General features: G+C 33.9%; 12 protein-coding genes. All 12 read right to left on the bottom strand.

The window, feature by feature from the left end; translation table 11 throughout:
* Positions 1–45 precede the first annotated feature (45 nt).
* Positions 46–474, bottom strand: a complete 429-nt coding sequence (locus OZP12_RS11005) for a hypothetical protein (protein ID WP_281225020.1) — start codon at positions 472–474, stop codon at positions 46–48.
* Between the two features lie 71 nt (positions 475–545).
* Positions 546–1418 carry a succinate--CoA ligase subunit alpha gene (gene sucD, locus OZP12_RS11000; RefSeq protein WP_281225019.1) on the bottom strand — a complete coding sequence of 291 codons (873 nt, stop codon included), beginning with the start codon at positions 1416–1418 and terminating at the stop codon, positions 546–548.
* 86 nt (positions 1419–1504) lie between these two features.
* A complete protein-coding gene (locus tag OZP12_RS10995) occupies positions 1505–1867 on the bottom strand; it encodes a nuclear transport factor 2 family protein (RefSeq protein WP_281225018.1) in 363 nt (120 codons plus the stop codon).
* A gap of 1 nt (position 1868) precedes the next feature.
* Entirely contained in the window at positions 1869–2798 is a 930-nt protein-coding gene (locus tag OZP12_RS10990; RefSeq protein WP_281225017.1) for a UDP-3-O-(3-hydroxymyristoyl)glucosamine N-acyltransferase, read from the bottom strand.
* An 81-nt stretch (positions 2799–2879) separates the two neighbouring features.
* Complete coding sequence (efp, locus tag OZP12_RS10985; RefSeq protein ID WP_281225016.1) at positions 2880–3446, bottom strand: elongation factor P; 567 nt, start codon at positions 3444–3446, stop codon at positions 2880–2882.
* A 135-nt stretch (positions 3447–3581) separates the two neighbouring features.
* Entirely contained in the window at positions 3582–4367 is a 786-nt protein-coding gene (gene lpxA / locus OZP12_RS10980; protein WP_281225015.1) for an acyl-ACP--UDP-N-acetylglucosamine O-acyltransferase, read from the bottom strand.
* Positions 4368–4429: 62 nt separating this feature from the next.
* Entirely contained in the window at positions 4430–5818 is a 1389-nt protein-coding gene (locus OZP12_RS10975) for a bifunctional UDP-3-O-[3-hydroxymyristoyl] N-acetylglucosamine deacetylase/3-hydroxyacyl-ACP dehydratase (protein ID WP_281225014.1), read from the bottom strand.
* Complete coding sequence (gene lpxD / locus OZP12_RS10970; RefSeq protein WP_281225013.1) at positions 5811–6854, bottom strand: UDP-3-O-(3-hydroxymyristoyl)glucosamine N-acyltransferase; 1044 nt, start codon at positions 6852–6854, stop codon at positions 5811–5813. The genes OZP12_RS10975 and lpxD overlap by 8 nt, the downstream gene beginning before the upstream one ends.
* Positions 6855–6983: 129 nt before the next feature.
* A complete protein-coding gene (locus tag OZP12_RS10965; RefSeq protein WP_281225012.1) occupies positions 6984–8213 on the bottom strand; it encodes an HD domain-containing protein in 1230 nt (409 codons plus the stop codon).
* A gap of 144 nt (positions 8214–8357) precedes the next feature.
* Positions 8358–10781, bottom strand: coding sequence for a TonB-dependent receptor (locus OZP12_RS10960; protein WP_281225011.1), 2424 nt, complete (start codon positions 10779–10781; stop codon positions 8358–8360).
* A 280-nt stretch (positions 10782–11061) separates the two neighbouring features.
* The gene (locus OZP12_RS10955) at positions 11062–11316 is read right to left on the bottom strand and encodes a hypothetical protein (RefSeq protein WP_281225010.1); all 255 of its coding nucleotides are present in this window, start codon (positions 11314–11316) and stop codon (positions 11062–11064) included.
* An 86-nt stretch (positions 11317–11402) separates the two neighbouring features.
* Entirely contained in the window at positions 11403–12611 is a 1209-nt protein-coding gene (uxuA, locus tag OZP12_RS10950; protein ID WP_281225008.1) for a mannonate dehydratase, read from the bottom strand.
* Between the last annotated feature and the right edge of the window lie 200 nt (positions 12612–12811).

Genomic DNA, 12811 nt, shown 5'->3' with positions numbered 1-12811 from the left:
AAAGCTCTACATCTGTAAAGCTTTTTTTGTTTGATTTGGAAAGTATTAGAAAGCTACATTCCACCTTGGTAATTTACCATTTTCATCTAGAAAAATCTGCAAAATTTGCCCTTCTACACTTGTTGGAATAGCTTTAACAGTTGCATTAAAAGTTTCAAACCAAAAAACTTCTAATGTGTCGATGCTTTCTTTTTTCATTTGTGCTGGCCAGGAATATTTTCTTCCTGTTTTGGCAAATTGGTGGCCATTTACAATTTTATCATATAGCCCGCCATTTTTACTTTTTAAGGTTCCATCATTTTGAACAGTTCCTGTTGAACCAACCATTATTAATTCTTTGGTACCATTTGTAATGTCATAGACAACAAAAACACCAGAACCTGCATCAGAAGCATTACAAACGGCTTCCAAATTATCTTCCTGTTTAAATGTAAAATTTCCTTTTACACCAAACTTTTCTAACTCTTTATACATATCGATTTATTAATTAAAATGCCCCACAAAATCGTGAGGCATTTTGGAATTTATTATTATGGTTTAGGAGATTATCCCAAAACTTCTTTTACTTTTTTACCGATTTCGGCAGGAGAATCAACAACGTGGATTCCGTTGTCTCTCATAATTTGTTTTTTAGCGGCAGCAGTATCATCTGATCCTCCAACAATAGCACCAGCATGTCCCATTGTTCTTCCGGCAGGAGCAGTTTCACCAGCGATAAAACCAATAACTGGTTTACGGTTACCATCAGCTTTAATCCATCTTGCAGCATCAGCTTCTAATTGTCCACCAATTTCACCAATCATAATGATACACTCTGTTTCAGGGTCATTCATTAATAATTCAACAGCTTCTTTAGTAGTTGTCCCGATAATTGGATCTCCTCCAATACCTATAGCTGTAGTAATTCCTAATCCTTGTTTTACAACTTGGTCAGCAGCTTCGTAAGTTAATGTCCCTGATTTAGAAACAATACCAACAGTTCCTTTTTTGAAAACAAAACCTGGCATAATTCCAACTTTAGCTTCTCCCGGAGTAATAACACCTGGACAGTTTGGACCAATTAATCTTGCATTTCTTTGTTTAACATAGTTGTTTGCCTTAATCATATCGGCAACAGGAATTCCTTCAGTAATAGCAATGATTACTTTAATTCCTGCATCAGCAGCTTCCATAATAGCATCTGCTGCAAAAGCTGGCGGTACAAAAATAATAGTAGTATCTGCTCCAGCTTGTTCAACTGCATCTTTTACGGTGTTAAAAACCGGAAGGTCTAAATGTTTAGTTCCTCCTTTTCCTGGAGTAACACCACCAACAACATTGGTTCCGTATTCAATCATTTGTGAAGCGTGGAAAGTTCCTTCGCTACCTGTAAATCCCTGAACAATTATTTTTGAATCTTTATTAACTAAAACACTCATGATATATTTTTTATGTCGTTTTTAAAATTGTGAAGCAAAAGTAAGGTATTTGTATTTATTTTATATTCTTTTTTAGAATAAAAAAATCACAATCCTTGACTCATTTGATAACCTCTGTATAATTTATTGTCTTTTAATTCCCAAATAATCATCATATGAGCCAAAAACATTTCTTCTCTTGGATTTTCTATCGTTTTTACATAATGTGCAAAACGAACAGACACCATATTGTCTTCTTCTATAATATGGCTGATTCTGGCTTTGGATCGAACATAAGCCCTACTGATCTCAGTAGTTAAACTGATTAATGCATCATAGTCCATTTGAATAAATCCCTCTGTGCTGTTCCAATCCAGAATACATTCAGGGTGTAAATACTCTTTCATTACCGTTGGATTAATGAAGGCATCTGATTTATAAAAACTTTTTACAATTTCTTTAGCAGACATATTATTCTAACTTTTTTAAAATTTCAGGGATCTTTTTAATATTTGCTAATTGCTTCAATTTTTCCCTTGATTCTTCAATTGGGGTTCCAAAATAACTTTTGCCACCTCCTACTGATTTTGTAACTCCTGTTTGTCCAAGAATTACGGCATTCGCCCCTATCGTAATTCCACTTGTTGTTCCTACTTGTCCCCAAATGGTTACTTCATCTTCAATAATCACACAACCGGCAATACCTGTTTGAGAAGCGATTAAGCATTTTTTCCCAATTATTGTATCATGTCCTACATGAACTTGGTTGTCAATTTTGGTACCTTCACCAATGGTTGTATCTCCTGTTACTCCTTTATCAATGGTGCAAAGTGCACCAATTCCAACATTATCCTTGATTACAACTCTACCTCCAGAAATTAATTGGTCAAAACCATCTGGTCTTTTTTTGTAATAAAAAGCATCGGCTCCAAGAACGGTACCTGAATGGATAATCACATTATCCCCAATTATGGTATGGTCATAAATGGCAACATTTGCATGAATCAAACAATTTTCTCCAATAATAACATTGTTTCCAATGAAAGTATTTGGCTGAATTGTTGTCCCTTTTCCAATTTTTGCGGAAGCAGATATAGCTACATTCGACTGGACAAAAGGCTTGAAATGTTTTGTCAATACATTAAAATCTCTAAAAGGGTCATCCGAGATCAGCAAAGCTTTTCCTTCTGGGCAATCTACTTTTTTATTGATTAGAACAATCGTAGCTGCTGATTGCAAAGCTTTTTCGTAATATTTTGGATGATCTACAAAAACGATGTCACCCGGTTCGACAACGTGAATTTCATTCATACCGTAAACTGGAAACGTAGCATCGCCAACAAATTCACATTGAAGCAAATCTGCTATTTCTTGCAGTGGATAAACTTTTGGAAATTTCATATTTTTGAATTAGATAATTAGCAAATGAGTCAATTTAATAATTATGAAACTATCAAATTGACTCATTTGCTAATTGATGAACTACTCTTTTACACGCTCCATGTAAGAACCTGTAGCAGTATCGATTTTGATTTTATCTCCTTCATTGATGAATAAAGGAACGTTTACATTTGCTCCAGTTTCAACAGTAGCATTTTTTGTAGCATTGGTAGCAGTATTTCCTTTCACACCTGGCTCAGCATAAGTAACTTCAAGTACTATAGATGCAGGCATATCAACAGAAAGTGGCAAATCAGTTTCTGTGTTGATTTGAACCATTACATTTGTTCCTTCTTTTAATAAATCCGGAGCATCAAGAATGTTTTTGTCTAAAGTAATTTGCTCAAAAGTCTCAGAATTCATGAAATGAAATTGATCTCCTTCTGCGTATAAGAATTGAAAAGTATGTGTTTCAACACGCACATCTTCAATTTTATGTCCCGCAGAAAATGTATTGTCTAATACTTTTCCTGTCGTTAAACTTTTTAATTTAGTTCTTACGAAAGCTGGACCTTTTCCAGGTTTTACGTGAAGAAATTCGATAATTTTATAAATATCGTGGTTGTATTTGATACATAATCCGTTTCTAATATCTGATGTAGATGCCATTTTTAATTTGTTTTATTTCCCCACCCCGACCCTCCCCAAAGGAGAGGGAGACGAAGCGGATAATTGTTATTTATTATATTTATTTTATATCTATCTTTTTTGCTCCCTTCCCTTCGGGGAGGGCTGGGGAGGGGATTAATAGTTTCCAGTATATCCTTTCATAACCCCTCTCGATGAATTTCTGATAAAATCAATTATTTCATCTCGTTCAGGTGTAGCTTCCATTTCGGCTTCAATTATCCCGATTGCCTGAGTTGTATTGTAATTTTTTTGATATAAGATTCTGTAGATATTTTGAATTTCTCTGATTTTTTCAAGAGTAAATCCTCTTCTTCTTAATCCAACAGAATTGATTCCTACGTAAGACAAAGGCTCTTTTGCAGCTTTAGTATAAGGAGGAACGTCTTTTCTTAATAAAGACCCTCCTGAAATCATTGCGTGATCACCAATACTAATAAATTGGTGTACAGCTGATAATCCTCCAATTACGGCATAATTTCCAACTGTTACGTGTCCTCCTAAAAGAACTCCATTTACTATAATTGCATTGTCACCAACATGACAATCATGTGCTATGTGAGCGGCGGCCATAATTAGGCAATTATTACCAATAACTGTTTGTCCAGAAGCGATAGTTCCTCTATTGATGGTTACACATTCTCTAATGGTGCAATTGTCACCAATGATCGCCAAAGAATCTTCTCCACCGAATTTTAAATCTTGAGGGATTGCTGCAATTACAGCACCTGGGAAAATATTACAATTTTTTCCGATCCTTGCTCCCTCCATTATTGTTACATTAGAGCCTATCCAAGTTCCGTCACCAATAACTACATTGTTATGAATGGTTGTAAACGGTTCGATTACAACATTTTTGGCGATTTTTGCACCTGGATGAACATATGCTAACGGTTGATTCATATATTTTGTTTAATCGTTAAACTGTTTGATCTTATTTATTTAAAACAAAAGAAAAGATCAATTTATTGTTTTCTGGCAATTTGCGCCATTAATTCAGCTTCGGCAACAAGTTTACCATTAGCGTAAGCATTGGCCTGCATGTGACAAATTCCTCTTCTGATAGGGGTAATCAAACTACATTTGAAAATCAATGTGTCACCAGGTAATACTTTATGTTTGAATTTAACATTATCTATTTTCATAAAATAAGTCAAATAATTTTCTGGATCCGGAACAGTACTTAACACCAATATTCCTCCTGTTTGAGCCATTGCTTCAACAATTAAAACCCCTGGCATTACAGGTGCATTAGGGAAATGTCCAACGAAGAAGTTTTCATTCATTGTAACATTCTTCATACCCACAACATGACTGTCAGACATTTCGATAATTCTGTCTATCAATAAGAATGGCGGTCTGTGAGGTAACATAGCCATAATTTTGTTTATGTCCATCAGCGGTTCTTGGTTCAAATCATAAGTAGGAACATAATTTCTTTGTTCGTTTTTGATGATTTTTGCCATTTTCTTTGCAAACTGAGTATTTACAAAATGTCCTGGTTTGTTGGCAATGATTTTCCCTTGGATTTTTGATCCAATTAAAGCTAAATCTCCAATTACATCAAGTAACTTGTGTCTGGCAGCTTCATTTGGATAATGCAAAGTAAGATTGTCTAAGATTCCATTTGGTTTTACCGTAATTTCATCTTTTCCAAAAGCTTTTTTCAAGCTTTCCATTGTAGTTTCTGAAATGTCTTTATCTACATAAACGATGGCATTGTTTAGATCTCCACCTTTAATTAAGCCATTTTCCAGCAATGCTTCCAATTCGTGCAAAAAGCTAAAAGTTCTGGCATCGGCAATTTCAGTTTTGAAATCTCCAATTGATTTTAAAGTGGCATTTTGAGTACCTAATATTTTTGTTCCAAAATCGACCATAGTAGTAACACTATAATGATCACTTGGCATAACCATGATTTCACTTCCGGAAGCTTCATCTGTAAAAGAAATAACTTCTTTTACAACATATACATTTCGGTTTAATTCCTGTTCGATTATTCCTGCTTCTTCAATGGCTTCTACGAAAAACTTAGAAGATCCGTCCATAATAGGAAGTTCGGAGGCATTTAATTCAATAATAATGTTATCCAGATCACAACCCATTAAAGCTGCCAAAACATGTTCGGGAGTTTGAATTTTAACACCTAATTTTTCCAAATTGGTGCCACGTTGTGTATTGACCACATAATTAGCGTCTGCCTCAATAACGGGATGTCCTTCAAGATCTACACGAACAAATGTAAAGCCGTTATTTACCGGAGCAGGTTTAAAAGTCATTTTAACTTCATTACCAGTATGCAATCCAACTCCAGTTAGCGAAATTTCTGTTTTGATGGTCTTCTGTTTAACCATTGTTTCCATTTTTTTGGTTTAATATTTCTTTTTTTAACTCCTCTAATTCTTTTACCAGTTTTGGTAAATTTTTAAAATGCACGTATGATTTACTAAAATCAGAATATCCAAACGTTGGACTACCCTGCAATGTTTCGTTATCTTTAATATTACTTGCCACACCTGATTGGGCCTGGATACGTACATTGTTTCCTATCGTTAAATGACCTACAATACCAACTTGACCACCAATCATACAATTCTCCCCGATTTTGGTAGAACCTGCAATTCCTGTTTGTGCCGCAATAACGGTATTTTTACCAATTTCGACATTATGAGCAACTTGGATTTGATTATCCAATTTTACTCCTGCTCTGATAATTGTTGATCCTAATGTAGCTCTGTCAATTGTCGAATTGGCTCCAATATCAACATTGTCTTCAATAATTACATTACCGATTTGCGGAATTTTATTGTAAGTACCATCTTCATTTGGAGCATATCCGAAACCATCTGCACCAATAATAGTGCCAGAATGAATTGTACAATTATTTCCAATAATCGACTCAGAATAAATTTTTGCGCCAGCAAAAATAATCACATTATTACCAAGAGTAACATTGTCACCGATAAAACTTCCCGGGTATATCTTTACATTATCTCCAAGGACAACATTTTCTCCTATATAACTAAAGCTTCCTAAATATAAATTTTCACCATATTTAGCGCTTTCAGAAATGAAAGATGGGGTTTCAATACCACTTTTATTGAGTTTCACCTGATTGTAAAATTCCAATAATTTGGAAAATGATTTATAGGCATCGGCGACTTTAATAAGCGTAGTGGTAATTGGAGATTCAGGTACAAAAGTGCTGTTAACAATTGTTATTGAGGCTTTTGTAGTGTATATGTAGTTATTGTATTTAGGATTGGATAAAAAAGTAAGCGAGCCTTCAGCCCCTTCTTCAATTTTAGATAAGCGAGACACTTCGATGTTTGGATCACCAACAATTTCTCCTTCTAATATCCCTGCTATTTGTTCAGCTTTAAATTTCATCTTATTGAATTGTATTTTTAAAAAGTATAAGATGGAACATGCTTATGTAAGTTCTCACAATATTTAATAAAAATAGATTGGCTAGTTTTTTGCCACAAAAATATAAAAAATAGACTTTAAATGTTAATTTTAAACTAGATGTTTTGGAAAACAAATGTAATACTTGGTTACTAACTTGGATAACGATTTCAAATTCAGCTGATCCGAAGACTCAACTACATCTTCAATTGTCTTGTCTTTGTTTAGAATTCGTATGGGTTCGGCAATTTTACTATAGGCCTGATTTTTTATTTTCCCCTTGAAAATGAAATAATTGGTTTCTGATAACGAAATTTTATTTTGGATGGAGAACTTTTCTTTTTGAATATGTAATTCGTCTAGCGAAACCTTATCATTAGTTAATTTAATTTTCAAAAGATCCCTATTAATAATCATTTTGCTCAATGAAGAAAGTATGAAATCATCTTGACTTTCCCAGGCTTTTAGCGCACTAATTATATCAAAATCATCCAACTTTGTGAATAATTTCAATGTTTTGGAATCAAAAGTATCTAAGGTTACTTTATTTTGCATAAAAAACTGTAAAGGTTTGCTGCAAGGTAAAACGATTCCTTTTTCGGTCAGTTCTTTGGCGCGTTTCAATACTTTGGTCAATGTTAATTCGGCTACCAGACTGGTTTTGTGTAAATAAACCTGCCAGTACATCAAGCGTCGTGACATCAGGAATTTTTCAACAGAATAGATTCCTTTTTCCTCAATAACTAATACATCGTCCACAACATTCATCATCTGAATCAATCGCTCCGAATTGATATTTCCCTCAGAAACTCCCGAATAGAAGCTATCTCTTTTTAAATAATCCATTCTGTCCATGTCGAGTTGACTCGAAATCAGTTGCAACATGAATTTACGATGGTATTCTCCTTTAAAAACTTTTATGGCAAGGCTCAGTTTCCCATCGAACTCAGCATTTAACTGGTTCATCAACAATAGGGAAATTTCTTCGTGATGCACATCTTCGACTATACTACTTTCCATGGCATGTGAAAATGGCCCATGACCAACATCGTGCAATAGAATTGCGATATATAGGGCATTCTCTTCTTCCGCACTGATGGTTACATCTTTGAATCGTAATACTTCGACTGCTTTTTGCATCAAATGCATACAACCCAAAGCATGATGAAAACGGGTATGATTCGCACCAGGATAAACCAAATAGGATAACCCCATTTGAGAGATTCGTCTTAACCTCTGGAAATATGGGTGTTGAACTAAATCGTAGATTAAAGCATTTGGGATTGTAATAAACCCATAAATTGGGTCGTTGAATATTTTTAATTTATTTATTTGACTCACTATCCAATATTTTATGGAAACAAATGTACTTAAAATAGTATTTGCTTTTTTAGTTACTTTTTCAAAATGTATTGGGACAATCAAGCAAAAGTATCTACAACTTAATACAAAGTTTTGCTTGAAGTAGTGTTTTGATTAATCCTATTATTTTTTAATCGAGTAATAAGTGTTTTTTACGACGGGAATACCAGAACCGGTAATGCCTTCTAAAGCTACTTTTACTTTGGTTTCAACACCGCTGTTATAATAATTCACATTAACATTGCCCGTTTTATCTGGATGCACATAGGGATTCCAATAAATTGTGTTTCTTACTGCTGCATTATTATCCAACTCTAAATTTGGTTTTTCAGGGTTTGGCACATAGAAGACACGAGCAGTATAAAACCCTGCTATTTCTTGTTTGATAGAGTGAAAAGTCTCTTTTTTATGTTGTTGGCCGGTATTCTCCTTGGTAGTGATGGCAATGACACCATTCGCAGCTTCATTTCCATAATATGTTGTGGCTTGTGTTCCTTTGATTGCCTCAATTTTTAAAACATCTGAGGGTAGAATAAATCCAACCTGTAAATTATCAATTACCTCAATTCCATCTATAATAAAAAGAGGGCTTCCGCTGTAACGCGTAAATCGTACAGAATCTATATCAGCAGTTACTCCTGGAACGGTTTGTTCAATAAGCTGATAAATATCGGTAAATTTTGCTGTGCTTTCGTCTGCAACATAACTAAATTCAGGTATTCCTAGCATAGAAGGCCTACTGCTTTTCTTTTTGTTGCTGACAGTAACTTCTTTTAAAATATTCTCTGGTTTTACTCCAAATGCAGTATATTTTTTAAATACATTTTCAACGACTTCTGGTTCTAAATCAGAAGAACTGTTTGTATCGCTTTTGAAAGAGACTGGTATCGGACTCTGTTCAATAGGATATGCAATTATTTCGCCCCTAAACTTCCCTTTTTCAGTTGTAGAATTTAAGTACATAGTAGTTTTTCCTGAAAACATTAGGTTTTCAAATTTATACACCCCAGCAGAATCGGTAGTTGCATTAAAAAAATTAAAATGCTTTTTATTCATTAAACCAAGTGTCATATTATTGTTTACCAATGGTTTTTCGCCAAGAAGCTGCTTTACCTTGCCCGATATAGTAATTCCTTTTTCGGCTATATAGGTAGTACTTTCGTAAGGCATTGGGAGATTTTTCCATATAAAATCACGCCAGCCTTGTGTCAAAAGTAAATTATCTAAGTGTTCCAGTCGTTTTAAATTTGCAGGGTCAAAATAGTAGGCCGGATTATATATTTTTCCTCTAATGTCAGATTCCATTAAAAAATAAGAACAAATGTTTGTGCCGAAGTCTTTGTCTTCTTGCGCACCATTCATATCGGTAACACTTACTGAAAAACTAGCTGATTTGGCAACACCTGTTTTGGATTTAGAAGAAACATTTAATGTTACTTTTTCATTAGGCTTATAACTAGGTTTGTCTGCTGCTAATTGTACTTCTAAATCGGCTTCTTTTTCAATATAAACCAAGCGTTCACTTTGTGGTTTAGAACTACTGTCATATAATGTTATTTGGCTGATACCGTCTGGAGTTTTGTCTTTTGGTAATTCAAAAGATAATGTAGTTTCTACTAGTTTTTGTAAGGTTTCTAAATAAGATATTCCTTTGGCTCTGCAAATAACCGTTAGTGCCTGATTAGGATTTTGAGCCAAAGTCGCTTGGTTGGTATTAATCGTAACAATGTTTCTGCCTTTGAATAATCTAAAACTCAATGAGTAACCTTGTTTAATCGCTTTTGGGAGTTCTACGCGGAATTCTGTTTCAGCAGTAGGTTTAATTTTTGCGTAATAGTTTTTTCCTTCTATAGGGATCATTTGAAATTTACCCATACCGTCGTGAGCACTTACAAAAGAAGTAGTCAATTCGTTATCTGCATCGTAAATTTCTCCTTTAACATCTATTGGGTTTCCATTGCGGTCAACAGCTTTAAAACCAATAATACTGGCAACATTTTCTAAAAGTGAGCCACCTTCAGGGAAAAAATCGACCTTAACTGTGTTTTCAATACCAGAGGTAATCGCTTTTATAATCTTAGCATTCTCTTCTACTAAAACAGGATTAGGATTTGGTTCAAAAACATTAAAAATTTCAATATCTTTTTTAAAAACAAAATCTTCACCAAAATTTCTGTTCCAATTGGTGTAAGCTCGTATTTGATATCGCCCGGGTTTTACACCTAGTGAATCGGCTAATTTAAAATCGCCATTCCCAAGACCTATTTCTAAATTTGTTTTGTTGCGTGCAATTATTTTAGAATCGGGAGAAATTAATTCAACATATAAAATATTACTATTATCAAAAAGGGTATTATTACTGGCTCTTACATTATAGGCTTTATACCAGATATCTTCTCCCATGAAATAGGTTGACCTGTCGGTGTGAAGATATGTTTTTTCAATATCAACGGCAGTTTTTTTGTCTTGGGCCTGCAAAAAACCAATTGATAAGACTACCCATAAAAAACTAAAGAAATTGCTGTTTTTACTGTAAGATGCAACCATTTTATCCAAATTTATATTAAAAAATTTTGAAAAAAAGGTGAAGATATGTAAAAACCTTATTAATTCGATTAAAAGAAAAAAATATTACAAAAAGAGCCAGTAATGTTTAATCTAATTTTCATCTTGCTTTAAGATCCTGTTTAAGTTTTATTTATTGGCTCTCTTATGACGATTTTTGGCTGCAACTTCGTTAAATTTTTATACAATAGCTCTGCTATTTTATAAAAATTTGCCTCGTTTCACTCAAAAATCCTTTAATAATAAATCTCAAAAATAAAATTTAAACAGACTCCAAATCTTCTGCAGCGTTAATCTGGTCGATAATATTCGTTTGATTTGGAGAAATATAGTTTTTGCTTTCAGGAGTATGTTCTTTTTTAAACAATAACGATAAAGCATTATGAAGTTTTAATAATACGTCCCTGTCCTCTTTGTCAATATCTACAGCTGTATTGAAATCAAAAATATAATTATTAGAGTTTCGTACTTCTATTTTTATTGTTTTGGGAGTGACTTTAAATTTTACTATATCCATATTTTATACCTTTCCTAAATCTTACTGCAAATTAAGTTTTTTTTAATGTAATATTTATAGATATAAAAAAACTTCTTAGGGAAATATTATTCATTCATGAGGTATCGGATTCCCATTTCAAGACCAGCCAATTCTGCAAGCCCTTTCAACCTACCAATCAATGGGTATCCGGGATTCCCATCTCTATTGAAATCATCTAACATTTTATGACCATGATCTGGTCGGATCGGAATATTATAATCTTCCCTACCTACCGCTTTTCTCCTTAATTGCTCTTCGATAATACATTTCATTACTCCCGGTAGATCAACTGTTGGATCGAGATGTTCTGTTTCAAAAAAATCACCGTTATCCAATATTTTAGTACTCCGCAAATGAAGAAAATGAATGCGATCTGCATAGTTTTTGAAAATAGCCGAAAGCTTATTGTCTTTTCTCGCCCCTAAAGAACCGGAACAGAAAGTAATTCCGTTATGTATCGATGGACAAGCTTTGGATAACCATTCGAAATCGGCATCAGTACTCATGATACGAGGTAAACCTAATAACGGAAAAGGCGGATCATCTGGATGTACAGCTAAATTAACCCCATATTCTTCTGCAATTGGAATTACTTCGTTCAAAAAGTATGAAAAATTCTCTCTAAGTTTATCTTTATCAATTCCGTCATACTCCGCCAATAATTTCAGGAATATTTTGATGGGCTCTTTTTCATCTTCTCCAACTGCCCCGTCAATAAACGACTGTGTAGCAACAATGATATTATAAGCAAGAGCTTTGGCATCCTCATCACTTAAAGTTTTATAGAGTTTTTCAGCCTTATCTAACTGTTCTTTAGTATAATCTTTAGAGGCGTTTGGTCTTTTCAAAATAAACAAATCAAAGGCAGCAAATAAATCGGCTTGAAAATACATGGCAACAGTTCCATTTTCTAGCGTATAGTTCAGATTTGTCCTCGCCCAATCTAATACCGGCATGAAATTATAACAAATGGTTTTAATACCACATTCACCTAAATTTTTAATGCTCTCCTTATAGTTTGCAATAATTATATCCCGACTTGCTTTGCCTTTTTTGATGTCTTCATGCACAGGTAAACTTTCTACTACATCCCAAGTCAGTCCATACGATTCGATATTGCTTTTAGTTTTCAAAATTTCTTCGACTGACCAAATTTCGCCATTGGGAATATGATGCAACGCAGTAACTATGCCCTTTGCGCCAGTTTGTTTGATTTGAGCCAAGCTAATAGGATCTTTTGCTCCAAACCATCTTAATGTCTTTTTTAATTCCATTTTTATACTTTACAGATATTGAAAAAATGTAAAATTTAGGAACAATATTATTTGAAAGAAATTAATATTGATGCCCAAATGATAATGGCTAAATATACTAATAGTAGAATTTATAAATATCCTGTTGCATCCTGATTGCAATAAATTTCCATTTGGAGTCTTTCCATTTGATTTAAAAATAAAAACCTCGAAAGTTGATG

Origin of the sequence: Flavobacterium aquiphilum (assembly GCF_027111335.1) — a bacterium.
Lineage (GTDB): Bacteria > Bacteroidota > Bacteroidia > Flavobacteriales > Flavobacteriaceae > Flavobacterium > Flavobacterium aquiphilum.
The sequence above is the reverse complement of the archived record's forward strand: the minus strand, read 5'-3'. Positions and strand labels throughout refer to the sequence as shown.